21 protein-coding genes are annotated in these 22,785 nt (G+C 67.4%); 13 read left to right on the top strand and 8 right to left on the bottom strand.

All coding sequences use genetic code 11. The features are described from left to right. The 4 genes from ACT53K_RS13325 to ACT53K_RS13310 form a co-directional block, all read right to left on the bottom strand. Window positions 1-978 carry a FecR family protein gene (locus tag ACT53K_RS13325; RefSeq protein ID WP_476229159.1) on the bottom strand — a complete coding sequence of 326 codons (978 nt, stop codon included), beginning with the start codon at window positions 976-978 and terminating at the stop codon, window positions 1-3. A 91-nt stretch (window positions 979-1,069) separates the two neighbouring features. Continuing rightward, window positions 1,070-1,585, bottom strand: a complete 516-nt coding sequence (locus tag ACT53K_RS13320) for an RNA polymerase sigma factor (RefSeq protein ID WP_476229158.1) — start codon at window positions 1,583-1,585, stop codon at window positions 1,070-1,072. A gap of 123 nt (window positions 1,586-1,708) precedes the next feature. Next, window positions 1,709-1,918 (bottom strand): hypothetical protein, encoded by a 210-nt coding sequence (locus ACT53K_RS13315; RefSeq protein WP_476229157.1) that lies wholly within the window; start codon window positions 1,916-1,918, stop codon window positions 1,709-1,711. A 96-nt stretch (window positions 1,919-2,014) separates the two neighbouring features. After that, window positions 2,015-2,200: a hypothetical protein gene (locus ACT53K_RS13310; RefSeq protein ID WP_476229156.1), complete on the bottom strand. Its 186-nt coding sequence runs from the start codon at window positions 2,198-2,200 to the stop codon at window positions 2,015-2,017. 254 nt (window positions 2,201-2,454) lie between these two features. Between ACT53K_RS13310 and ACT53K_RS13305 the strand changes: the two genes are divergently transcribed. Together ACT53K_RS13305 and ACT53K_RS13300 are read left to right on the top strand one after the other, a co-directional pair. Further along, window positions 2,455-3,168: an outer membrane protein gene (locus ACT53K_RS13305; RefSeq protein ID WP_476229155.1), complete on the top strand. Its 714-nt coding sequence runs from the start codon at window positions 2,455-2,457 to the stop codon at window positions 3,166-3,168. Window positions 3,169-3,197: 29 nt separating this feature from the next. After that, on the top strand, window positions 3,198-3,356 hold the full coding sequence (locus tag ACT53K_RS13300; protein WP_476229154.1) for a hypothetical protein: 159 nt from the start codon (window positions 3,198-3,200) through the stop codon (window positions 3,354-3,356). An 8-nt stretch (window positions 3,357-3,364) separates the two neighbouring features. Here the strand turns inward: ACT53K_RS13300 and ACT53K_RS13295 are convergent, their stop codons facing one another. Next, complete coding sequence (locus ACT53K_RS13295) at window positions 3,365-4,771, bottom strand: coniferyl aldehyde dehydrogenase (RefSeq protein ID WP_476229152.1); 1,407 nt, start codon at window positions 4,769-4,771, stop codon at window positions 3,365-3,367. A 167-nt stretch (window positions 4,772-4,938) separates the two neighbouring features. On the opposite strand from ACT53K_RS13295, the gene ACT53K_RS13290 reads away from it, so the two are divergent. The 5 genes from ACT53K_RS13290 (at window position 4,939) to ACT53K_RS13270 (ending at window position 11,595) form a co-directional block, all read left to right on the top strand. Beyond that, window positions 4,939-6,174, top strand: coding sequence for an amino acid deaminase/aldolase (locus tag ACT53K_RS13290; RefSeq protein ID WP_476229151.1), 1,236 nt, complete (start codon window positions 4,939-4,941; stop codon window positions 6,172-6,174). A gap of 54 nt (window positions 6,175-6,228) precedes the next feature. Beyond that, window positions 6,229-8,475: a TonB-dependent receptor gene (locus ACT53K_RS13285; RefSeq protein ID WP_476229150.1), complete on the top strand. Its 2,247-nt coding sequence runs from the start codon at window positions 6,229-6,231 to the stop codon at window positions 8,473-8,475. Next, window positions 8,475-9,638, top strand: a complete 1,164-nt coding sequence (locus tag ACT53K_RS13280; protein WP_476229149.1) for an MFS transporter — start codon at window positions 8,475-8,477, stop codon at window positions 9,636-9,638. Before ACT53K_RS13285 ends, ACT53K_RS13280 begins: the two co-directional genes overlap by 1 nt. Beyond that, window positions 9,635-10,906 carry a D-arabinono-1,4-lactone oxidase gene (locus tag ACT53K_RS13275; RefSeq protein ID WP_476229148.1) on the top strand — a complete coding sequence of 424 codons (1,272 nt, stop codon included), beginning with the start codon at window positions 9,635-9,637 and terminating at the stop codon, window positions 10,904-10,906. Before ACT53K_RS13280 ends, ACT53K_RS13275 begins: the two co-directional genes overlap by 4 nt. Before the next feature lie 62 nt (window positions 10,907-10,968). Continuing rightward, window positions 10,969-11,595 carry a TetR/AcrR family transcriptional regulator gene (locus ACT53K_RS13270; RefSeq protein ID WP_476229147.1) on the top strand — a complete coding sequence of 209 codons (627 nt, stop codon included), beginning with the start codon at window positions 10,969-10,971 and terminating at the stop codon, window positions 11,593-11,595. Here ACT53K_RS13270 and ACT53K_RS13265 read toward each other — a convergent pair. After that, window positions 11,592-12,086 carry an Mpo1 family 2-hydroxy fatty acid dioxygenase gene (locus tag ACT53K_RS13265; protein ID WP_476229146.1) on the bottom strand — a complete coding sequence of 165 codons (495 nt, stop codon included), beginning with the start codon at window positions 12,084-12,086 and terminating at the stop codon, window positions 11,592-11,594. The two genes, ACT53K_RS13270 and ACT53K_RS13265, sit on opposite strands and share 4 nt — an antisense overlap. A 113-nt stretch (window positions 12,087-12,199) precedes the next feature. Between ACT53K_RS13265 and ACT53K_RS13260 the strand changes: the two genes are divergently transcribed. The 6 genes from ACT53K_RS13260 to ACT53K_RS13235 all read left to right on the top strand — a co-directional run bounded on the left by ACT53K_RS13260 (window position 12,200) and on the right by ACT53K_RS13235 (window position 20,561). Next, entirely contained in the window at window positions 12,200-12,886 is a 687-nt protein-coding gene (locus tag ACT53K_RS13260) for a Crp/Fnr family transcriptional regulator (RefSeq protein WP_476229145.1), read from the top strand. A 90-nt stretch (window positions 12,887-12,976) separates the two neighbouring features. Further along, complete coding sequence (locus ACT53K_RS13255) at window positions 12,977-14,041, top strand: AraC family transcriptional regulator (protein ID WP_476229144.1); 1,065 nt, start codon at window positions 12,977-12,979, stop codon at window positions 14,039-14,041. Between the two features lie 93 nt (window positions 14,042-14,134). Continuing rightward, window positions 14,135-15,229 (top strand): efflux RND transporter periplasmic adaptor subunit, encoded by a 1,095-nt coding sequence (locus ACT53K_RS13250; protein ID WP_476229143.1) that lies wholly within the window; start codon window positions 14,135-14,137, stop codon window positions 15,227-15,229. A 3-nt stretch (window positions 15,230-15,232) separates the two neighbouring features. Further along, the gene (locus tag ACT53K_RS13245; protein WP_476229141.1) at window positions 15,233-18,274 is read left to right on the top strand and encodes an efflux RND transporter permease subunit; all 3,042 of its coding nucleotides are present in this window, start codon (window positions 15,233-15,235) and stop codon (window positions 18,272-18,274) included. Next, window positions 18,267-19,682, top strand: coding sequence for an efflux transporter outer membrane subunit (locus tag ACT53K_RS13240; protein WP_476229140.1), 1,416 nt, complete (start codon window positions 18,267-18,269; stop codon window positions 19,680-19,682). The genes ACT53K_RS13245 and ACT53K_RS13240 overlap by 8 nt, the downstream gene beginning before the upstream one ends. A gap of 15 nt (window positions 19,683-19,697) precedes the next feature. Then, window positions 19,698-20,561, top strand: a complete 864-nt coding sequence (locus ACT53K_RS13235) for a MipA/OmpV family protein (RefSeq protein ID WP_476229139.1) — start codon at window positions 19,698-19,700, stop codon at window positions 20,559-20,561. 475 nt (window positions 20,562-21,036) lie between these two features. Here the strand turns inward: ACT53K_RS13235 and ACT53K_RS13230 are convergent, their stop codons facing one another. Further along, complete coding sequence (locus ACT53K_RS13230; protein ID WP_476229138.1) at window positions 21,037-22,341, bottom strand: type II toxin-antitoxin system HipA family toxin; 1,305 nt, start codon at window positions 22,339-22,341, stop codon at window positions 21,037-21,039. Then, window positions 22,341-22,586 (bottom strand): helix-turn-helix domain-containing protein, encoded by a 246-nt coding sequence (locus ACT53K_RS13225; RefSeq protein ID WP_476229137.1) that lies wholly within the window; start codon window positions 22,584-22,586, stop codon window positions 22,341-22,343. Before ACT53K_RS13225 ends, ACT53K_RS13230 begins: the two co-directional genes overlap by 1 nt. Window positions 22,587-22,785 lie beyond the last annotated feature (199 nt).

Genomic DNA, 22,785 nt, shown 5'->3' with positions numbered 1-22,785 from the left:
TCACTGGGCGCGGACGAGCCTCCGTTCGCCATTCGCCTTCACGATGCGTATCGGTAGCAGCGCCTCAATCTGGCGGTCCAGCGCCGCCGGGTTGCCGATGGTGAGCACGCCGCTGAAGCGAAGACCCCGCAGTTCCGGTGCCACGCGCACGGGCGTACCCGAATAGCGTTGCAGGTCACGGGCGAGATCGTCGATTGTGCTGTCGGCATAAACCAGCCTGCCCTGCGCCCAGGCGAGCATATCGTTCGGCTCGATCGGTCGCACCCGGTCGGCCTTGTCAGCGGGCGTGCGGAGCAGGCCGGTACCGGCCGGCAGACGGGTCAATGCCTGCCCTTCCTGTCCCGACGAGACCGCCACCAAGCCGCGCCGCACATTCACGCCGAACGTGCCGTCCTGGTTGAGTACGTCGAATTCGGTACCGAGCACCCGCACTTCGCGACCCGCCGCGGCGACGGTGAAGGGGCGCGCGGGCTCGTGATGTACGTCGAAAATCGCCTCGCCTGAGCGAAGCTCGGCCGAGCGGGTCTTGTCGCCAAGCGTCACCACGATCTCGGTATTGCGATTGAGCGTGAGCCGCGATCCATCGGCCAGCGCAACGACGCGCGTGCTGCTGCCGTCGGTGCGATAGGTCTCCGTGGCAGGTGCCGACCATGGCATCAGCTGGGGAAGGGCGACGATGGCCGTTACGGCAGCGGCAACGGCGGCCGATGCGGGCAGCCACCAGCGGGGCGCGGTTCGTTTCGCGCGGTGCGCATCGAGCGATACGATCACGGCCTCAGCCATGGGCGCGGCGGGCGCCGCTTCCGTCGGCAGCGCATCGGCCGCCACCCAGAGGCGCTCGACCTTCGCATAGGCTTCGGCATGTGCCGGATCTGCTTCGATCCAGGCAAGATGGTCGAGCCAGAGCTGCTCGTCTTCGCAATCCTGCAGCCGGACGAACCATTCGACCGCTGCCTGTTCCGGATCCACCCGTGCCATTAGCTTTTCGTCCTATCGACTGGCTGCCACGGCACGCCATGGGCCGAGGCCCGGCGCCGTGCGCTGCAATATTGATTTGCGATCGACCGCGTCATCGGCCGACCCTCGCCATCAGATGGCGCAAAGCGCGCATCATGTGTTTTTCAATCAGGCTGCGCGAAACGCCCATGCGTTCGGCCACTTCGGCATGCGACAGCCCTTCGAGCTTGTGCATTCGAAAGCTGCGCTGCACAGCCTCCGGCAATTCTTTCAGAGCCGCTGCCAGCCGCGCCACCTGGTCGCGGGCGATCAGTGCCTCGTCGGCGGGCACGGTATCGCTCACATCCTCGCCGGTCGGGGTTACGACGTGATGGGTATCGCGCCACGCATCGTCGCGCGCGGCGCGCGACTGGTTCTGCCGCAACCGGTCGAGCATGATGTTGTTGCCCAGCCGGTAGAGATAGCCGCCGTGGTTGCGGATATCCTCGTCCGGCAGATTGGCGATGCGGAGGTAGATTTCCTGCACGATATCTTCGGCATCGGCTTCGCCGGTCCGCCTGGCAAAGTAATGGAGCAGCGCTGCGCGTCGCATCAGGAACGCTGCGACCAGCGCAGAATGGTGGGTCATGGACCGGGATCGCGCCTTTCCGCTTAAACTGGGGCTATCCTGTCTGCGCATAGGTGCCGATCCACAGGGCGCCAAGTGCGGGATGTTTCGGGGGCGGGCGGCGGTGCGGAGCGGGGACAAGGCTCAACGCTCCCGTGCTGCGCCGAGCAGCATCAGGATGCCCCAGCCTGCCGCAAGCGCCAGCGCCCACGACGTCATCACGCCGGCTGCCAGGATGAGCAACCTGGTGCGAGGGGGCAGCTTCTCCGTCGGTTGCTCGTCCGGCACGGGCGGACCCCAGGGGGGTGCTGCACGGCCTTCCGATTTCCAGTCAGGCTTGATGTCGTAATGCACGGTCTCGTTCCGCTTTGGGGGGCTGCGAACGACGCAGCGATGATCCGCAGGGACAGGGTAAGCGCCCGCCCGAAGGAGCACGGGCGGGCGCCCGCCTCAGCGCTTCGGCGAGGCGATCGGAGGCTTCGCCTGACTCTGCTTCGCCGGCTTGTGCGGCTTCGACAGATGCGACGGGGGGACCGCTTTCTGCGCGGGAGCGGCCGGCTTGGTCGATTGCGCCAGGGCGGGGGAACCCAGGCTCACTGCGACGGCAGCGGCGAACATCCATCCGATAGACTTCATGGCAGACCCTTCCTTGCTGGTTCGGATCGCGCTTTGCGCAGCGCTTCCGATCCCATGACGAAGCGGTCGCCCGGGCACCGGAAGCGCGCGGCGCATTTTTTTGCCACGGGCGATGTTGCCCTCCTGGGACGCGAGGGCGCGACGGGGGCAAAGGGAAAAAATCGCGTCCGCCATTGCGGTGCCGTGGCCCAGGCTTCGTCGAGGAAGCGGAGGCCCGCAGCAAGCAGGGCCGTTCTTCAGAACAAGGTGCAGATATGAACTTGGTGTACAACCGTGCGGTACAGATGGCGGCGTTCGGCCTGGCAATCGGAGCGGCGATGCCGGCCCTGGCGCAGGATGCAGGGCGGGGCGCGGAAGCGGGCCCCTATGTCGTCGGGCGGATCGGCTCGCAGATCGATGCCGACCTCAAGTTCAAGGGTAAGGATGCACGTTCGCCTTCGACGCTGCCGAACAATGTCGATCTCCGCGCCGGGCAGGCGTTCGAGGGCGGCGTGGGCTATGCGTTCAACCATTTCCGGCTGGAAAGCACGATCGGCTACACCGCCGCGAACGTCGACGCTTCCTCGCTCAACACCGGCGGTCTCGTAACCCGCGGCCGCACCAAGACGCTGAGCATCGGCGTTGCCGGCTATTACGACATCGACACCGGCACGCGCCTGCGCCCCTTTGTCGGCGGCGGAATCGATGCCGTGCGCGTGACGGAGCGCCTCTCCCGCGTATCTGCCGCGACCGGACAGGGCAGCAGCCTGTCGGGGCGTGACTGGGGCTTCCGCTGGCACCTTGATGCCGGTGTCGGTTACGCGCTCACCAGCAAGACAACCGTCGAACTGGCCGCGCGCTACGCAGAAAGCTCGGGCCTGGGGTTCGCCGGCCGCATGCCGCTCGCAGCAGGCGGCAGCGGCGCCGCCACCTATCGGCCGAAGCTTTCGGCGACTTCGATCACCGTCGGACTGCGTCAGCACTTCTGATGGTGGGGGCCGGCGGTCTCGCGTCCCCCATGGTGGACCGCCGGCCCCAATTATGGCTGAGCGCCGTTGGTTTCGCTCAGGGACTGACGCTCGTCGAATGCGCGCCCGGAATCACGATATCGCACCTGCGCAACGTGACAGGTGCCGAATTCAGCGTCGCGCCGGGCGTGGCGGCGCTGGACGGCTAGCCGCTGCCTCAGCCGCGTCCCGTGAGCAGCCGCACGGTCAGGCGTGCGGCGGCGCCCCAGGGCGGCCCGATGCGTTCGAACATGTTCAGCGGCCCTGCCTTGTGGACGCCGCGCGCATGGCTGAACCGGCGGAAGCCGTCATGGCCGTGATAGGCCCCCATGCCGCTGGCGCCGATCCCGCCGAAGGGCAGGTTGTGCTGGCCGACATGCAGCAATGTGCCGTTGATGGTTGCGCCGCCAGAGGTCATGCCATCGAGAATCGCGCGCTGCAGGAGTGTATTGGTGGCGAAGCAATATAGCGCCAGGGGTCGCGGACGGGCGCGGACAAAAGCAAGTGCGGCGTCGAGCGAGTCATAGCCGCGGACCGGGAGGACCGGCCCGAAGATCTCGTCGCGCATCAGGATGCTGTCGTCGGGCGCCCCCAGCACGACGGTGGGGGCAATGCGTCGACCGTCCGTCGCGCCGGCCGGGTGCGTCAGTATCTCGGCGCCGCGGTGGCGGGCTTCTTCGATCGCCTCGGTGAGGCGCTGATGCTGGCGCGCGTTGATGACGTTGCTGTAGTCGCCGTTGCCGTCGATGCTGGGATAGCGACGGACCGCAGCAGCCAGTACGCTTTCGGCGAACGCGCGGACCGATGCCGCAGGCACCAGCGCATAATCGGGGGCGACGCAGGTCTGGCCCGCGTTGAGATAGCGACCGAAGGCAATCGAGGCGGCCGCCCGGTCAATCGCGAAGTCCGGTGCGACGATCGCCGGCGACTTGCCGCCCAGTTCGAGCGTCACCGGCGTCAGGTGCTCGGCGGCGGCGCGCAGTATGTGGCGGCCCACCGCCGTCGAACCGGTAAAGACGAGATGGTCGAGCGGCAGGCTCGCCAGTGCCTGTGATACCTCCACCCCGCCCGAAACTACGGCCAGGCGATCAGCTTCGAAGCGTTCGGCAACCAGTCGTGCCAGCAGCGCCGTGAACGCGGGCGCGGATTCGGATGGCTTGATCAGCACGCGGTTGCCCGCCGCCAGGGCATCGACCGCCGGCCCCAGCGCGAGCAGCAAGGGATAGTTCCAGGGAGCGATCACCCCAACGACGCCGAGGGGCTCGTACCGGATCCAGCCGCGACCCGGCTGCATGCTGAGATCGACACGTCGCGGCTCGTCCCGCATCCAACGTTTGAGGTGGACCCGGGCGTGACGCAGCGCCGTGAGCAGCGGCACGAATTCCAGAAGATCGGTTTCGTCGGGAGAGCGCCCGCCAAAATCCTCCGCGATCGCTTCTGCCAGCGCCGGACGTCCATCGACGAGCAGCCCGCGCAGCGTCTCGAGCAAGGCCCGGCGCGTCGCATAATCAGGCGCGGGTGCCTCCCGTGCGGCCCGGTGCTGCCGGTCGAAGATGGTGTGCAGGGCCTGCAGATCGGCGGTCATCCTGGTCCTCTCCACCGCCACTTCCTTTCGCGGCGTTGGGCGATCCTATGACAGGCTTTCCGACCAAACAAGAGCAATGCTCATATTTAGATATGGTACTGCGCATAAAAACTGTTACGCTCGTCGAGTCGACTCGGGATCGAGCGATCAAATGAGGGAGGGGCGGCATGGCCGACCGCGACAGCGGTGCGCCTGTACGAATGGATGCGTCTGCGGCCGATCACTATCGGCGCTATGCGGACGCGCTGCGCGGCGAGCGCCTGCCCGCAGCCTTTGTCGATCTCGACGCGCTGGAACGGAACGGCGCGCTGCTGGGTGTGCGGGCGCAGGGCCTGCCGGTCCGTCTCGTCACAAAATCGGTGCGTTCGGTTGCAGTGCTTCGGCACCTGCAGGCCCGCTTCGCCTATCTGCAGGGGCTGCTCTGCTTCTCCCCCGCCGAAGCGGCGTGGCTGGCCGAACAGGGGTTTGACGACATCGTCGTCGCCTATCCCACCGTGGAACCGAGCGAGATCGCGCTGGTCGCGGCTGCGGTGCGGGGCGGCGCGTCGATCACCTTGATGGTGGACGATGCCGGCCAGCTGGACGTGATCGAGCGCTGCGCGGCCGCGGCCGGCACGGTCCTGCCGCTGGCGATCGATATGGATGCGTCGACGCGCTTTCCCGGTCTGCATTTCGGTGTCTATCGTTCGCCGGTCGGCACGCCCGCGGCGGCGCTGGCGCTTGCCGCCGCGATCGCGCGTCGCCCGCACCTCCGGCTCGATGGTTTGATGGGCTATGAGGGCCAGATTGCTGGCCTGGGTGATGCGATTCCCGGCCAATACCTTCGCAACCGCATCATCCGCGCGCTCAAGGCGGGTTCGATCCGCGACGTGCATCGGCGGCGCGGCGCGATCGTCGCGGCCCTGACCGAAGCGGGGCATCGCCTGCGCTTCGTCAATGGCGGCGGTACGGGCAGCTTCGAGAGCACGGCCCGCGACCCGAGCGTCACCGAGCTGGCGGCGGGCTCCGGTTTTTACCTGCCCGGCCTGTTCGACCATTATGCGGTGCATCTCGGCGAGCCCGCGGCGGGGTTTGCGCTGCCGGTGACGCGCCGCCCCCAGCCGGGGATCGTGACCTGCGCGGGGGGAGGATACCCCGCATCGGGGCCGATCGGGCCCGATCGGCTGCCCCGCCCCTGGTTGCCGGAAGGTGCCACGCTGATCCCCAACGAGGGCGGCGGCGAGGTGCAGACGCCGGTGCGGATCGCCGTGCAGGACACGCCGGGAATCGGCGCGCCAGTGTTCTTCCGTCACGCCAAAGCCGGGGAGCTTTGCGAGCGGTTCGACACGCTGCTGCTGGTGCGCGGCGACACGATTGTCGACCGGGCGCCGACCTATCGGGGCGCTGGCCAGTGCTTCTTCTGACGCGCCGCAACCGAACTGAGAGGACGGAAGTCAACCTATAGGAGAGGGGTCACGATGAAACGGCACGAATTGCGGCACGGTTTGGTCCTCCTTGCGCTGGTCGGCACGACCCAGGCACGCGCGCAAACGGCGGATCAGAGCGCACCTGCCTCCGAAGGGGACATTGTCGTCACGGCACAACGCCGATCCGAACGACTGCAAGATGTGCCGATCGCCGTGACAGCCATCACCGGTGACGACGCGCGCGACCGCGGCGTCGCCGATGTCCTCGACTTATCCAATCGCGTGCCGGGGCTTCAGATCCGTTCGGCGGACAATGGCGCCAATCCGCGCATCTTCATTCGCGGGGTGGGGCTCAACGACTTCAACCCGGCAACGTCGAGTGCAGTCGGCATCTATGTCAACGGCGTTTATATCGCTTCATCGCTGGCGCAGCGGGATGCGTTTTTCGACCTGGCGCAGGTGGAGGTGCTGCGCGGTCCGCAGGGGACGCTGTACGGCCGCAACACCACCGGCGGCGCGGTCAACGTCACGACGCGAAAGCCCGGTTCGACCCCCGAAGCCGATCTGTCGATCGACTATGGCCGGTTCAACGCGCTGACGGTGGAGGGCGGCGTGAGCGCGCCGATCGCACGGGACCTGCTGGCGGTGCGACTTGCCGGGCTCTATCAGCGTGACGACGGCTATGTGCGCAACAGCCTTACCGGCAACAGCGGCAACAATGTCAACCGTTGGGCGATCCGGGGCAGCGTCCATTTCACGCCGTCGAGCGCGATCACCGACGACCTTACCGTCAACGTCAGTCGATCGAATGGCGGGTCGCTGCAGCCCTATCTGCGGACACTGACCCCGCAGACCGCGGCGGCCACCGGCCCGGACGGGCTGTGCGCCCCCGCTTTCTATACCTCGGGGCAGTGCACCAACATTCTGGGGTACGCCAATACCAGCCGTAACCTCTATGAGGGCGCCTATCGCTTCGAGGGCAAGGACCGGGTCGACCTCGCCGGCTTCGGCAACACCCTGTCGGCCGATTTCGGCGGCATCAGCCTTTTTTCGGTCACGGGCTTCCAGCACGCCAGCCGCAATGATCAGGAAGATACCGACGCCAGCCCGGTTCCGGTCTTAGCGGCATCCTATATCACCAAGCAGGACACGTTCAGCCAGGAGCTGCGTCTGCAGTCGAACGGCGAGGGCCGCCTCCGCTACGTTGCTGGCCTCTATTATGCGCATGACGTGATCCGCAACGGATCGTCGCTCGACGTGCTGCCCGTGTTGCGCACGCCGACCCCGGACAATCCCTCCGGCATCAACATCGCTGCCGGTATCGGCGATTTCGCCTGGCCCTCGCGGCAGGTGACGAACAGCTATGCCGTATTCGGGCAGCTCGATTATACGATTGTGCCGCGCGTTACGCTGACGGCAGGGCTGCGCTGGTCGGCCGATCGCAAGCAGTTCAGCTATCGCGCCGATGCCGCGAGCGACACGATCACATTGTTCACCTTCGCCGATACCAAGACCTTCCGCTCCTGGTCCGGCCGCGCGGGAATCGCGTATCGCGTGTCCGACGCCGCCAATCTCTATGCCAGCTATAATCGCGGCACCAAGAGCGGGGGTTTCTTCAGCGGCTTCGCGCAGGATCCGTCGCTGCTCGGCCCCTATCGCGACGAGACGGTCGATGCCTATGAGGCCGGCGCCAAGACGCAGTGGCTCGATCGCCGGCTGGGCCTCAACCTTTCGACCTTTTATTATGATTACCGCAACCTGCAGGTATACACCACGATCGTTCAGGGGCTGATCACCACCCAGCTCTTCACCAATGCCTCGGCGGCCCGCGTCTATGGCGCCGAGCTAGAGATGACCGCGCGGCCGATCGACGGGCTCAACCTCAGCGCTTCGGCCTCGCTGCTCGACGCGACCTATCGCAACTTCATTTCGCAGGGCAGCGACTATTCGGGCAACCGGCTGCCTTCGGCGCCCAAGTTCAGCGGGCAGGCGAGCGCCGAGTATCGCAAGCCTATCGGCCGCGGCGCGCTGGTGGCGCGCGCCGACCTCTCCTATCGCAGCCATGTCTTCTTCGACACGTCGAACGCGGCCCGGCTCGGCGATCGCGCGCGGGCCTTTGTCGACGGGCGCATCGGCTGGCAGTTTGCGGGCGGCCATTATGAGGCGGCCCTGTGGGTCCGCAACCTCTTCGACGTGCCGGTCATTTCCGACATGACGCCGCTGCCCGCGCTCGGCTTCGATGCAATCATCGTCGGTCGTCCCCGGACCTGGGGCCTGTCGCTCCGGGCACATTATTGATGGCGCCGGCCGATATGCCCCGGGGCGCCTATGTCGCCACCTTCGTCCTGGGGATTTACGGCGTCCTGATGGCGGGACTGGCGCCGCTGCTGCTCGGTACCCTCGTCGACGAGGGGCATTTGTCGGCCGTGCAGCTTGGGCTCGCCGGCACTGCCGAACTGGTGACGATGGGGCTTGCTGCCGGGGGTGCAGGCCTGCTGGTCGAGCGCCAATCGCCGCGGCTGCTCGCTTTGGCAAGCGTCGCTGCGATCATCGCGCTCGACCTGGCGACGTGCCGCGCGCGCGGTGGCGGCATCATCCTGCTGCGTGCGCTGGCGGGATTGCCGAGCGGCAGCCTGATCGGCCTTGTCACTGCGACGATCATTCGCACGGCGCAGCCGGCGCGGCAGGCCGGGCTCTACCTGACGCTGCAGACAGTGGCGCAACTGCTTTGTGCGGCAGTGATCGGCGGGTTCGTCACCCCGCGCTTCGGCGGCGCCGGCGGGTTCGCGGCGCTGGCGGCACTCGGCGTGCCTGTTGCGCTCGCCGCGCTGGGCAGTCCGGTGCGGCTCGCCGTGCATCGCGACGCGCAACGCCTTGCGCTTCCCGATGCGCATGGATGGCTGGGACTGGTCGCCGCCTTCTGCTTCTTCGCGGGCATTCTCGCCATCTGGATCTATGTCGCGCCGCTGGCCCATCAGGCGGGTCTTTCGCCGACCACCGGCAGCATGGCCGTCGCGCTGGCGCTGGCCGGGCAGGTCTTGGGCGGCGTGATCGGAACGACGACCGTGCCGAACTGGCCGTGTCGTGTCGCCTTGCTCGGATCGGTCCTTGCCCTGGCCGGCGCGGCGGCGTTGTTCGCGGCGCTGCCGGGACCGGCCCTGTTCCTCGCCACCGCAATCGGCTTCGGCGTGGTCTGGGCCTTTGCCAGCCCCTATTTCACCCGGCTGCTGATCGAGGTCGATCCCAGCCAGCGGGCGGCCCTGTTGGGTTCCGCAGCGCTGCTGCTCGGCTGCGCGGCCGGCCCTACGATGGCGGCACTGGCCGTCAATGATGTCGATGTGCGCGGCTGCCTGGCGCTGGGCACAGCTTTCCTTACCCTCTCGGGCGGCATCGTGCTCATTCTCCCCCTTCTCCGGCGCGTGGCTCCGACCACCGCTCTGCAAGCGAAAGGCCGATCATGACTGAGTGGAGCAACTGGTCGGGCAGTGTCGTCGCACGCCCCAATCGTATCGCGCGCCCGCGCGGGCTCGACGAACTGGCCGGGATCGTGGCGACGTCGAATCGCGTGCGCATGGTGGGGGCGGGGCATTCGTTCATGCCCCTGTGCGAAACCGGGGGGACGCTACTGTCGCTGTCCGACCTCGAAGGCGAGATCGAGATCGCGGCCGATCGCCGATCGGTATGGGCGCCGGCCGGCTGGAGCCTGGCGCGGCTTACCGAAGCGCTGTGGCAGGCAGGCCTGTCGCTCTACAACCAGGGCGACGTGAACCCGCAGTCGCTGGCGGGGGCGACGGCCACAGGCACGCACGGCACCGGCGAAACGCTGGGCAGCATCTCGACCCAGGTGAGCGCCGTCCGCCTGATGCGTGCCGACGGCACGATCGTCACCTGCGACGCACAGACCGAGCCGGCCTTGTTCCAGGCGCAGCGGCTCGGCCTCGGCCTGCTCGGTGTCGTCGTCGCGATGCGGATCGAAGTGCTGCCTGCCTATCACCTTGAAGAGCGGGTGGAGCGCTGGCCGCTCGACCAGGCGATCGAACAGTTCGACGAACTGGCGGCGGCGTCGCGGCACATGGAATTCTGGGTCTTTCCCTATGCCCGCCACGTGATCCTCAAGCGGCTGCATCCGGCCGAGCCGGACGGCCCCTATCGCCACGTCAACGACGTTAATGAAGGGGCGTTTCGGGTCGCGTGCAACATTTCCAGGCGCGTGCCGGGGCTGATTCCAACGCTCCAGCGCGGCATGATGTGTGCGATCGGTGGTGCCAAGCGGCGCATCGGGCCCGCCTATCGGATTTTCGCGCAGGAGCGGACGGTGCGCTTCGAGGAAATGGAATATGAGGTTCCGCGCGCCGCGGGTCTGGAGACGCTGCGCGAGGCGCTGGACCATGTCCGCAAGGCGCGGCTGCCGCTCGCCTTCCCGTTCGAGGTGCGCACGGTGGCGGCGGACGATATCTGGCTGAGCCCGTTTCATGCCGGCCCGTGCCTGTCCATTTCGGTGCACCAATATGCCGGGATGCCGTGGCGGCGGGAATTTGCCGAAGTCGAGGCCATTCTGGCCGGCGCCGGTGGTCGCCCGCACTGGGCGAAGCGCCACAGCCTTACGGCCGCAGACGCGCACCGCCTCTATCCTCGCCTGCCAGACTTCCTCTCGGTGCGGCGCGCGGTCGATCCCGAAGGAAAGTTCGTCAACGCGCATTTCGGCACGCTGTTCGACATCCGGGATTGACGTGGCCGAGGCGCGAACGCGGGTTTGCCTTTGGCAGCGCGCTGCGCCACAGCGAATTGGACATGGTTCAACCGCGCCGACAACCGATGCAGGAGCGCAGCCTCCGTCGCCGCGACGCAATCCTCGTCGCGGCGCAGGAACTGCTCGTCACCGAAAACCCGGAAGACCTGGCGATGCGCGAGGTCGCCCGCCGCGCCGGCATTTCGATCGGCTCGCTCTATCAGTATTTCCCATCCAAGCCCGCGATCCTGCGCGCGCTGGTGATGCGCAACCTGGAAAAGGTCGGCGAATTGCTGCGGCGGGAAGTCCAGTCGCTATTGGCGGATCATGCCGGACGGCCGACCATCGCCCAGGCTGTCAACTGGATGATCGATGCCTATGTCGACCATTATCGCAGCCATCCCGAAGCGGTGGCTGTATGGGCGGCGGCGCAGGCCGATCTCGAGCTGCGCCGCCTCAACGTGGTCGATACGCATGCGACCGCGGAGTTCATGGTCGCACCGATGATGGTGCTGCTGTCCTCGTCCGACCGCGAACGGATCCTGTCGCTCGCCCTGCTCATCACCGAACTCGCCGGGCACGCGATCCGGCTCGCGCTCGCAGTGCCGCCGCCGCTTACCGACGGAATCATTGCGCAGTTCAAGACGATGGTGATCGCGGTGCTCGAAGCCAATCGCGAGCCGGACTAACGTTGCTGGGCCGCCATGCCCCGCCGAACCTCGCGCCGCATGCCGGCGAGAAAGGCGAGTTCGGCCACCACGAACAGTGGCCCCACGATCAGCCCGGAGAGATCGTCGAGAAAGGCGGGTTTGCGCCCCTCGAAATAATGGCCGAGAAATTGGATCGCCCAACCGATCACGAACGCGCCGATCCCCACCGCCAGCCACGTCGCGGTCGGCAGAGCGGCAATAACGATGCCCGCCCAGCAGGCCAGTGCGAGCAGCGCGGTCATGACCAGACCGAAGCGCAGATCGAGGCGGAGATAGAAGGCGGCGGCCGCCGCAGACAGCAGCATCGCCGGCGTCAGCCACGCGGTGCCCTCTATGGCGAGGGCAGGACGCGATGCGAGCACGGCAACCGCGAACACGATCAGCGGAATACCGAGCATATGGGTCGCGATGTTGCGCGGGTCGCGATGATAGTCGCCATAGGCGGCGAGATGCCGGACCAGATCGGTCATACTCCTTCTCCTCCTTCTTTTTTCGCGATGATATATGCTCGGCATCGCGCCGGCTGTCGTGCGCGCGACATTGGGGGTGCGCGATGACGCCCGAGGCGTTTCATGAGACCCTGATGCAAGGTGCATGGTTTCGCCGCCTCACGCCGGACTTCCGCGCCGCGCTTCTCGCCGATGCGCGCCTGGTCCATCTTCCGGCGGGCGCGCCGATTTTCTGGCGGGGGGATGCCGCCGATGGCCTGTACGCAGTGCTGGAGGGGGCAGTGGAAATCGGCGCGGTCGATTCCGCCGGGCGCGCGGCAATCCTGACCCATGTGCAGGCGGGCATGTGGTTCGGTGAAATCGCTATCCTCGATGGGATGCCGCGTACCCATGATGCGCGCGCGGCGCGCGCGACCGTGTTGCTGCTGGTCCCCCGCGCGCCGCTGCTGGCGCTGCTCGATCGCGAGCCCGGCTGGTGGCAGGCGCTTGCCTGGCTGGCGACTGAAAAGCTGCGCCTTTCCTTCCAGCTGGCGGAGGCCAACGCGCTGCTGGATGCGCCGCAACGGCTTGCGGCCCGGCTGCTGATGATTGCCGGCGGCTATGATGGCACGGGTGTGCGCCAATCGACGCTGCGCCTGTCGCAGGAGCAGCTCGCCACGATGGTCGCGCTGTCGCGCCAGACGGTCAACCGCATCCTCAACCGCTTCGAGGCGATGGGCGCGGTCGCGCTGCGACCTGGCACGATCGAGATTCTCGATGCGACGCCACTGCGTAGCCTGTGCGATGGCGAAGCGGGTTCGTCGCCCGATCCGCTTGCCTGAGGGCGCCCAGCGCCACTTCCCGCTGGACAGGTTGCGCGCCGGATGCTTCAGCGCCGGAACGATCGGTCCCCGGGAAGACCCGTTTTGCCTATGCTGGAAGCCCTGTTGCAGGGTGGCGTCATGGCGCTGCTTGCGCTTGCCTTCGTCCTGTTCGTCAAGGCGAAGCCGTCGCGTTCGAGCCGTTATGGCGCGGCGCTGACGCTTGCCGTGCTGCTGTCCCAGCTGGGCGGACCGCCGCTGGCGGATGTCGCGCCATGGTGGAGCACCCTGTTTCAGGTCGCAGGAACCGCCTACATCCCGCTGTTCTGGCTGTTCGCGCGATCCTGGTTCGACGATGCGTTCACGCCCGGCGCCTTCGATCTCGTGCTGGCGCTCGGCTATGTGCTGCTCAGCGCGGCCGCCTTGTGGGCGGGACACGGCCCGGCCTCGCCGGTGGGGGCGATCGATGCGGTCGTCTATGCAGCAAGCTTCGCCTTCACGCTCGATGCGCTTCGCTGCGCCTGGCGCGACCGCGCAGCCGATCTGGTCGAGCCGCGGCGGCGCGCGCGCGTATCCTTCGTCGTGATCGTGACGGTGCTCATCTTCTGGACGGTGGGCGCGGAAATCGCAGGGCGCGTGCTGGGGGCGATCACCGCTGCTGCGCTCGCGAGCGCGCTCGGCACGCTGACCGGGATTTTCGGCCTGGCCCTTATCCTGTTCGGCCTGCGCCACGACGACATGTTCGCCCGGCTAGCGCCCGCCGGCAGCACGGCTGTGGCCCCTGCGCTGCCCCCGGCGGCCGCCGAGGAGGCGGATGCGCCGCTCGCCGCGGCGCTGGACGCGGTGATGACGCAAGAGCGGCTGTACCGCATGTCGGAACTGACGATCGGGGCAATCGCGGCGCGACTGGGCGTGCCCGAATATCGCCTCCGCCGTCTGGTCAACGGCCAGTTCGGCTATCGCAACATCAACGAATATCTGAACAGGCTGCGCATTGCCGAAGTGTGCACGGCGCTGGCGGACCCCGAACAGGCGGAGGTGCCGATCCTGACGATCGCGATGGATGCCGGCTTCGGCAGCCTCGCCGTTTTCAACCGCGCGTTCAAGGCGCGGCACGACGAGACGCCCAGCGCCTATCGCCGCCGCCTTCTGGAGTTCGGGCGCACAGCTGACTGATCGATTCCGGAATCGACCGGTCGAAACCCGCAATCGCGCAGGCAAGCGCGGTCGGGTCGGTCACGGGCATCGGGCCTTCTCAAGGGTTCTCCGATGCCGATTCGCTCTCGCCTTTCGATCGCCGCTGCTGCGGCGCCGCTGCTTGCCGCCGCCTGTTCGTCGCCGCCGCCCGTCCTCCCGAACCGAAATGCCGCCATTGTCGAGACGGTGCCGGTACAGAATGCCGACGACACGCAGCGCAGCTTCAGCGGCATCCTCCGTCCCCGCAGCGAAACCACGCTCGCCTTCAAGCGCGCGGGGCGCCTGCTGACCCTGATGGTGCAGGTGGGCGACCATGTCCGCGCCGGGCAGCTGCTCGGCCGGATCGGGCAGGTCGAAGCCGACGCTGCCACGCGCGAAGCTGCCGCCGCGCTGGCCGCCGCCGATGCGGAGGCGGCGCAGGCGAGCGATGCCGCCGAACGCGCCGCCGGTCTCGATCAGGCGGGCGCCCTGTCGAGCGCCGAGGTCCGCCAACGCCGGCTGACCGCGCAAGCGGCCGCGGCACGGCGCTCCGCTGCGGCGGCCGCCCTGGCGCGCGGACGCGCCGCCCTGTCCGACACCGAGCTGATCGCGCCCGTCGACGGCATCGTCACGGAACGCCTCGTCGAACCGGGCGCGGTCGTCGATGCCGGGACGCCGATCGTAAAACTGGCGAGCGGCGCACCCGAAGTCGAAATCCGCATCCCGGCCGATCTCCAGCTCCCCGCAAGCGCACCGGCAGAACTGCGCGTGACCGATGCGTCCGCCCCGATTTCCGTCCGCCTGCGCATCCTCTCTCCCGAGGGCGATCCGGCACTGCACCTGCGGCAGGCGCGTTTCGCGCTGGTCGACGGCAGCGTCGCGCTTCCGCCCTATAATAGCACGGTCACGCTCACCCTCCGGCAAGCCGCGCCGCAGGCCCATGGGGTGGCGTCGTTCCGCGTGCCGCGTTCGGCGATCGGGGCGGTGGGCGGGCAGCCCTATGTCTGGCGCATTGCGTCGTCCGATCAGAAGATCCACCGCCAGCCGGTGCGCATCACCGCCTGGCGCGGCGACGATGCCCTCGTCACCGGCCTGGCGAACGGCGACGCCATCGTCGCCACTGCCGCCGACACGCTGGTCGAAGGCGAAACGGTGGTAAATGCCGGTATCGCGCCGGGATTCCATTGATCCATGGACCGGTTCAACCTCTCGCGCTGGGCGGTCCGCCACCCGCAGCTGATCGGCTTTGTGATCGCGCTGCTGTTCGCGGCGGGGACGTTCCAGTTCCTGTCGCTGGGCCGTGACGAGGATCCAGGCTTCACGCTCAAGGAAATGATCGTCTCGGCCCGCTGGGAGGGCGCCAGCCCCGCCCAGATGCAGGCGCAGATCGCCGACCCCGTCGAGCGCACGCTGCGCGGCATCGACGATCTCGATTATCTCCAGACCTATTGCCTGGAGGGAGCCTGCGTCGTCACCGTCGAGCTGAAGGACGGCACGCCGGCATCGCAGGTGAAAGACCGTTGGGCGCATGTCCGGCGCAAGCTCAAGGATCTCGAACCGAGCCTCCCCACCGGCGCCGCGCTCGCTGCCAGCGAGGACAATGCCGATCTGTACGGCTATGTCTTCGCCTTCACCGGGGCGGACAATGCACGGCTGGTCCGCGCGGCTGAGCGGGCGCGCGACACGCTGCTGCGAGTGCCCGGCGCGGGCAGGGTCGAGATTCTCGGCGAGGTGCCGCAGCGCCTGTTCGTCGAGGCCGACCCGCGCCGCCTGGCCAGCATCGGCCTGTCGCCTGGTCGGCTCGCACAGGCGCTGGCACAGCGAACTGCTGTAACGCCTGCCGGCAAGGTTGCGGGCGCCATGGACACGCCCGTGCGGCTGGGCGGGGCGGTCGATGGCGTACAATCGCTCGACGCTGCCGCGATCCCTACCGCCGCCGGGTCCGCCCGGCTGGGTGATGTGGCGCAGGTCACGCGCGGCTATGCCGATCCGCCGGACTCGCTGGTGCGGCATGGCGGCCGCCCGGCGGTGGTGCTCGCCCTGTCGATGGCGCCCGGTGCCGACGGGCTTGGCTTCGGCAAGGCCGTGCGCGCCGCTGCCGACGAGATCCGCCATACCCTTCCCGCCGGCACGACCCTGACGCAGGTGGAGGACCAGAGCGAGAATATCCGCGAGGCGGTGAACACCTTCCTCATCAAGTTCTTATGCGCGCTCACGGTGGTGCTGGTCGTCGCCTTCGTGGCCCTGGGCTGGCGGACGGGAATCGTCGTGGCGCTGTCGGTGCCGCTCACCCTCGCTTGCGTGGCTTTGTTCATGGGTGTGGCGGGGATCGGGCTGGAGCGGATTTCGCTGGGCGCGCTGATCCTGTCGCTCGGGCTGCTGGTCGACGATGCGATCATCAGCGTCGAGGCGATGGTGGTGCAGATGGAACAGGGGGCCAGCCGGCAGGAAGCCGCCGCCTATGCCTGGACCCACACTGCCTTCCCGATGTTGACCGGCACGTTGATTACGATCGTCGGCTTCCTGCCGGTGGGCCTCGCCCAGTCGACGACGAGCGAATATGCCGGCGGTATCTTCTGGGTCACCGGCTCCGCGCTGATGGTCAGCTGGATCGTCGCGGTTGTCTTCACCCCTTATCTCGGCGTGCGGCTGCTGCCGGCGATTCCGCGAGATGCGGGGCCCGCCGCGGGGCATTCGCGCCTCTATCGCTCGCTTGGCGCGGCGCTCGACTGGGCGCTCGACCGGCGCCTGCTGGTGATCGCCGCCACCGGCGCCATGCTCGCCGCAAGCCTGTTCGGCGCGACGCTGGTGCGCCAGCAATTCTTCCCGCCATCTGACCGGCCGGAAGTGGTGGTCGACCTCACGACCCGACCGGGATCGTCGCTGGCGGCGACCTCGCGGGCGGTGGCGCAGCTGGAAAAGATGCTGCACGGCGATCCGCGCATCCGGGCGATGGACAGCTATGTCGGCAGCGGCGCGCCGCGCTTTTACCTGCCCTATGGCCCGGCCTTGCCCAATCCGGCCCGCGCCACGCTCATGCTGGTCGCCACGGACCTGAAAGCGCGCGAATCGCTGATCGCGCAGCTCGAACGCATGCGGGCGATCCCCGGCGCGGACCTGCACGTCAGTCGCCTGTCGCTGGGGCCGACTCAGGGCGCGCCGGTCCAGTATCGCGTGCTGGGAGACGATCCGGCCACGCTGCGCGCGCTTTCGGAACGGATCGCGGCCGTGCTGCGCGCGATCCCCGCGGCGACGGCGGTCCAGATCAACTGGGGCATCGCTGCGCCCGCCGCCCGCTTTGCCGTCGATCCCGATCGCGCCGCCGCTTTGGGCATCGACCGTGCGCAGCTTGCCGGCGATCTCGCCGCGACCTTGTCCGGCGCGCCCGGCGGCGAGGTGCTGCAGGGGACGAAGCGCATCGGCATCGTCGTCCGCGGAAGGCCGCAGGATCGCGCCGATCCGGGCGGCCTCACCGATCTGCCGGTCGCGACCGCGCAGGGCATGGTGCCGCTGGGCGACGTGGCGCGTGTCGCACCGGACATGGAGCAGCCGATCGTGTGGAAGCGCAACGGCGCGCTGGCCATGACCGTACAGGCCGACATGACCGGCGACGTGCAGGCTTCCGAAATCGTCGACGTCGCCGCCGCCAGGATCGATGCGATCCGTGCGACGCTGCCACCTGGCTACCGGATCGAGGATGGCGGCGACGGCGAACTCTCCGCCAGCGCCAACAAGGCGATCTATGCGCTGTTGCCCGTCACCTTCGCGATCATGCTGCTCCTGCTGATGATCCAGCTGCAGAGCGTGGGGCGGATGCTGCTGGTGCTGGCGACGGCGCCGCTCGGCATCATCGGCGCGGTGGCGGCGCTGCTGCTCACCGGCGCGCCGTTCGGCTTTGTCGCGCTGCTGGGGCTCATCGCGCTGGCGGGGATGATCATGCGCAACTCGATCATCCTGGTCGATCAGGTGCAGGCGCATCAGGCGGAAGGGCTGGCGCTGCGCGACGCGATCACCACGGCAACGATCGGCCGGGCGCGGCCGGTAGTGTTGACCGCGCTAGCGGCCGTGCTGGCCTTCATCCCGCTGTGCTTCAACATCTTCTGGGGGCCGATGGCGATCGTGATGATCGGCGGGCTGATCGGCGCGACGGTCCTCACCCTGATCGCCTTGCCCGCGCTGTATCTCGCGCTGTTCGGGCGCGCGCCTTCTGCCGAGGAGACTGCCCGTGGCTGATCGCCGCCGAATCGCTAGCCTGTTGCTTGCGGCTGCCGTTGCCGGCTGCACCGTCGGACCCGATTTCCACCCGCCCGTCGCGCCGTTGCCGCCCGTGTGGCAGGGCAGCGCCGGCGTCCCGGCAGTGTCGGACGGCGCGTGGTGGCGCGCTTTTGGCGATGCGACGCTGGACCGGCTGGAAGCGCGCGCCGCCAGTGGCAATCTCGATGTGCAGATCGCCGGCGAGCGTCTGGTCGCCGCCCGGATCGCCCGTGGCGCGCAGATCGGCGAAGGCCTGCCGCAGATCGGTGGCCAGCTCGGCTATACGCGCGAGCGAATCGGCACCGCCGGACTGGCCGAAGCGCTGGCGCCGCTGCTCGGCACGCAGGTCCAGGGGCCGCAATCCTCGGGCTATGCCTTCGATCTCTATCAGGCGGGAGTGAGCGCAAGCTGGGAGCCCGACCTGTGGGGGAAGCGCCGCCGCAGCATCGAGGTCGCCACCGCCGGGGTGGCCCAGGCCGAGGCTGCGGCGCAAGGCGCGCGGCTTTCGGTCGCGGCTGCGGTCGCCCAGACCTATTGGCAATGGCGCGGGCTGATCGCAGAGCGCGACCTTGCCCGGCGTGCGCTTGCCCTCGGTGCTCGGAGCCAGGGCATCGCCGCTGCGCTGCACGCACGCGGGCTCGGTACTGCGGTCGATCTCCGTCAGGCAGAGGCCGCGCAGCGGGCGCGACAGGATGGCCTGCTGGCGCTGGACGAGGCGATCGGGCGGGCGGCCCGATCGCTGGCGGTGCTCACCGGCGACACGCCCGATTCCCCTCCGGCCGCGGCGCCCGATGCACCCCTCGCGCCGGTGCTGGCCGAACCCGCACCGGGGCTGCCCAGCCAGATGGCGCGGCGGCGCCCCGACATTCTTGAGGCCGAAGCCGTGCTCCACGCCGCCACCGCCGCGATCGGCGTCGCCCAGGCTGATTTCTACCCGAGCCTCAACCTCTCGGGTCTGTTCAGCATCGACGTGCTGAAGCTCGCCGATTTCGGCTGGGACGCGCGCAGCACCAGCATCGGGCCGGCGCTGTCGATCCCGATTTTCGCCGGCGGTCGGCTCCAGCGGCAGCTCGACCTGCGCCGATCCGAAGAGCGCAGCGCGGCGCTTGCCTATCGCAAGGTGGTGCTCGACGCCTGGCGCGAAGTGGACGATGCGCTCGCCGCCATGCGCGCGCTTGATGCCCGCCGCGTGCTGGCGGCGGCCGATCGCACCGCCAGCGCCGCAACCGTCGTCGCCCTCGAAGCACGCTATCGGCGCGGTGACATCGCCGCCGGACCGTTGATCGACGCGCAAATGGCCGAAATCGCGGCCGAACGTGCGCATCTCCGCCAGATCGTCGCGGGCGCGCTTGCCCGCATTCAACTCCAGGTCGCGCTCGGCGGCTGAAGAAAAGGCGAACCCATGCGAAATCGAAGTCGGAAGACCACCGCGCCCATGCTGCTGCTGATCGGCGGCTGCACCGCAACCGCTGCCGTCGCACAGGACACGGCTCCGCCAGCTTCTGCGCCCCAAGGCGATGTCGCGACGATCGGGCTCGCGCTCGCGTTGGTGCCCGACTATGAAGGTAGCGGACACTATCAGCTGCGGCCGGCGCCGGCGGCCGCCGGGTCGATCGGCGGGCACAGCTTCCTCCTCGCCGGCAACCAGCTCAGCGTCGATGCGCTGCACGAGCATGCGGGCCCGGTATGGAATCTGCAAGTCGGGCCGATCGGGGCGATCAATCTCAACCGCAGCGCGGTCAGTCTCGTCCACGATCGCCGCGTCAAGGCGCTGGGGTCGGTCGGCACCGCGATCGAGCTGGGCGGCTATGTCGGCATTTCCAAAACGGGCGTTGCAACCAGCGCTTATGACCAGCTTACGGCGACGCTCTCCTATCGCCACGACGTGGCGGCCGTGCACGATGCCGGCATCTGGCAGCCAGGTCTCACCTATTTCACCCCGCTCTCGCGGCGCGCGGCGATCACCCTGACGGCATCGGCCGAAATCGTAGAGGAGCGCTATGCGCACACCTATTATGACGTGTCGCCGCAAGGCAGCGCCGCGAGCGGCCTGCCGGTCTATGCCGCCAAGGGCGGGCTGAAGAGCTGGACGATCGGTGTTTTCGCAGCGCGGTCGCTGACCGGCAATCTGATGCATGGCTTCCAGCTCATCGGCCTTGGCAGCTATGGCCGCGTCGCCGGCAGCATTGGCGACAGCCCGCTCGTCGCGCGGGCCGGCAATCGCGAGCAATGGCTCGGCGCGATCGGGCTGGCCTATAGTTTTTGATGCAGGAGGCGAAGGGGGGGGCTCGGGCTTCACGGGGCGAAGCGCGTCCCCCGGTCAAATTGCGCGGGAGAGCCGGGCTAGGAGCCGAAGGTCTTCAATTTGGGGATATCGGCGTTTCGCCCCCTTGCGGGGGAAAATGGTGCCAGAAGAGGAGACTTGATCGCTCCGCAAAGGCTTGGTTTCAAAGCGGGAATTCCAACGAACACTCGCCTGGAGTCACACTAGCATACACAGCTTCGTTCGCAAACGCGTTTGAGCTCGGACGGCGACTTTTTGAACGTGTCCTAGGTCATCACCGGCGCTTCGACGGCAACGACGACGCGTGATCTCGCTGCTTTGGTCCGGCTTGGCGGTTTCATGTGGACCGGTGAGCAGAAAGGGGCACGCTATCGGCTCACCCCTCGCAGTCGGCCCAGTCACACCTATCGACGTCGCGGGTCTCGTCTGGCGAAGTAATCCACAGGATGACGCTCGCTTACAAAAGATCGATCTTTCGTAGGCGCGAGCGGAAGGCATCGCCGATCGGGCCAGTGACGGCGTCGGAAGTGCCGGTCGGCATCGCCGCCACTGCACGCTCCAATGCGGCTTCCCCTGCGCCGCGGAGTTCACCGAAGATCGCCATCATCTCGCGTACATCATACTCGGCGCGGATCGCACTTTGCACGAAATGCCGGGGGGCGATCTCCGTGATCCGGTAGCGCCGCTTGTATCCGATTGCCATTGCGAGCCGCATCTGCTTCTGATTGATCTGGTGCGCGGCCAGGCTAGGATCCACCGAGAGCACGTCGTAAAGCGGCGTTGTGGTGAAGCGACCGCCCGGCATCAGGAAGATGCTGAAATTTTTGGCGTGCCCATCGGTCGCACCGATCAGCCACAATGCGATCATCGCCTTCATGAAATTGCGGCGATCACGGTCGGGCGTGTCACTTGCCGCGAGCAGTTTCATGATCTGTAGGACGCCCGGCCCGCCATGATCCTCATATTTCCGGGTAGGCGGAACGGAGAGGGCCTGACAGACATCTTCCTGAGGACGGCGTAGCAAGCGCCCGCCCCGGCCGTGTTGCCGGTCGAAGCGCTCGACGATCAGAACCTTGCGGTCACCAAATGCGGCCATCCGGGTCGATGCGACCGGAAGACCGAGCTCGCCCAGCAGGGTAAGGCAGAAATGCTCGTTCTCGACACTGTTTGAAAGGTCGATGCCGTTGGGCAGTTGACCGATCTGCGGCTTGAAGATGTGGGTGGTCGGCGTCGTGCCGATTGGCTTTTGCCATCGCTCCTCCCACCAAAGCAGTGCGGTCTTCTCCTGCGCGCCGGCGATAGAGATTCGAAAGGCATCGTCGGGCTCCAGTCCCAGCGGAGCGGCGGCCAGATTGGCCAGAATATATGCGATTTCGTCATCGCTGACCGGTTCGGCCTGGACAGTCTTGGGTAGGGCTTCTTCTTTGCCGGTTTCCAGGAACTGAAGCGCACCGACACAGTCTCGTCCGACGATCGACAGCAGACTATAGGCGTCGGTCCCGTCGGCGCCGATCCGCTCGGCGATCCGCCGGCGGATGCTGTCATTGTCCGGCAGCAGATTGTCGAACACAGCCGATACCGCCGCGCCCGTATAGCGCTTGTCACTGAGCGGCAGCGAGAGCGAGACGGGTATTGCAAATTCCCAGGCGAGCCAGTCTGGCGAATAGCGGAAGTCGATTGCGCCATTGGCGGCCCGGTTGAGCCAGCCAAGCAGACGGCCATTGAGCAGGATGGACAGCGTCGAGGATCGGCGCTTGGCCATCAGAAGATTTCGTCCAAGTCAGCTGGGGACGTGGACCGCGTTTCCAAGCGCATTTCGAGCTTGAGCTCGGTCACGACCTTGAAGAGAGAGTCCAGCGTGCCGCCTTCGCCGTTCTCAAGGCTCGAAATCGTGGCTTGTCGAAGGCAGGTTTTCTGGCCGAGCTCCAGTTGCGTCAGGCCTGCCGCGCGCCGCGCTTCTCGGAGCGCAGAGCCAAGGGTTTGGGCCGATCGGATGACAGTGCGCATATGCTCTCATACGATGTTTCGTATGCGACGCGTATATACGGTTTTTCGAATTTGACAAGATAATACGAAAAAACGAATAAAATGGTCTTATGCGGAATACCGTATGTAACGGTGCAAATTTTGTCAGCCGCCGAGCGGGATCATGTCAAAGGCCCAGTTCAGCGATGCGCTGCGCTGTGGCTGACGACGTTGAGGATTC

The organism is Sphingomonas sp. DMC8 (genome assembly GCF_056314185.1).
This window is presented reverse-complemented; position numbering and strand designations above follow the sequence as displayed.

What these genes read in the sequence shown, in the direction of transcription:
- ACT53K_RS13325 (WP_476229159.1), bottom strand. Translation starts at nt 978, where the DNA reads ATGGCACGGGTGGATCCGGAACAGGCAGCGGTCGAATGGTTCGTCCGG.
- ACT53K_RS13320 (WP_476229158.1), bottom strand. Translation starts at nt 1,585, where the DNA reads ATGACCCACCATTCTGCGCTGGTCGCAGCGTTCCTGATGCGACGCGCA.
- ACT53K_RS13310 (WP_476229156.1), bottom strand. Translation starts at nt 2,200, where the DNA reads ATGAAGTCTATCGGATGGATGTTCGCCGCTGCCGTCGCAGTGAGCCTG.
- ACT53K_RS13305 (WP_476229155.1), top strand. Translation starts at nt 2,455, where the DNA reads ATGAACTTGGTGTACAACCGTGCGGTACAGATGGCGGCGTTCGGCCTG.
- ACT53K_RS13300 (WP_476229154.1), top strand. Translation starts at nt 3,198, where the DNA reads ATGGTGGACCGCCGGCCCCAATTATGGCTGAGCGCCGTTGGTTTCGCT.
- ACT53K_RS13295 (WP_476229152.1), bottom strand. Translation starts at nt 4,771, where the DNA reads ATGACCGCCGATCTGCAGGCCCTGCACACCATCTTCGACCGGCAGCAC.
- ACT53K_RS13290 (WP_476229151.1), top strand. Translation starts at nt 4,939, where the DNA reads ATGGCCGACCGCGACAGCGGTGCGCCTGTACGAATGGATGCGTCTGCG.
- ACT53K_RS13285 (WP_476229150.1), top strand. Translation starts at nt 6,229, where the DNA reads ATGAAACGGCACGAATTGCGGCACGGTTTGGTCCTCCTTGCGCTGGTC.
- ACT53K_RS13280 (WP_476229149.1), top strand. Translation starts at nt 8,475, where the DNA reads ATGGCGCCGGCCGATATGCCCCGGGGCGCCTATGTCGCCACCTTCGTC.
- ACT53K_RS13275 (WP_476229148.1), top strand. Translation starts at nt 9,635, where the DNA reads ATGACTGAGTGGAGCAACTGGTCGGGCAGTGTCGTCGCACGCCCCAAT.
- ACT53K_RS13270 (WP_476229147.1), top strand. Translation starts at nt 10,969, where the DNA reads ATGGTTCAACCGCGCCGACAACCGATGCAGGAGCGCAGCCTCCGTCGC.
- ACT53K_RS13265 (WP_476229146.1), bottom strand. Translation starts at nt 12,086, where the DNA reads ATGACCGATCTGGTCCGGCATCTCGCCGCCTATGGCGACTATCATCGC.
- ACT53K_RS13260 (WP_476229145.1), top strand. Translation starts at nt 12,200, where the DNA reads ATGCAAGGTGCATGGTTTCGCCGCCTCACGCCGGACTTCCGCGCCGCG.
- ACT53K_RS13255 (WP_476229144.1), top strand. Translation starts at nt 12,977, where the DNA reads ATGCTGGAAGCCCTGTTGCAGGGTGGCGTCATGGCGCTGCTTGCGCTT.
- ACT53K_RS13250 (WP_476229143.1), top strand. Translation starts at nt 14,135, where the DNA reads ATGCCGATTCGCTCTCGCCTTTCGATCGCCGCTGCTGCGGCGCCGCTG.
- ACT53K_RS13245 (WP_476229141.1), top strand. Translation starts at nt 15,233, where the DNA reads ATGGACCGGTTCAACCTCTCGCGCTGGGCGGTCCGCCACCCGCAGCTG.
- ACT53K_RS13235 (WP_476229139.1), top strand. Translation starts at nt 19,698, where the DNA reads ATGCGAAATCGAAGTCGGAAGACCACCGCGCCCATGCTGCTGCTGATC.
- ACT53K_RS13230 (WP_476229138.1), bottom strand. Translation starts at nt 22,341, where the DNA reads ATGGCCAAGCGCCGATCCTCGACGCTGTCCATCCTGCTCAATGGCCGT.
- ACT53K_RS13225 (WP_476229137.1), bottom strand. Translation starts at nt 22,586, where the DNA reads ATGCGCACTGTCATCCGATCGGCCCAAACCCTTGGCTCTGCGCTCCGA.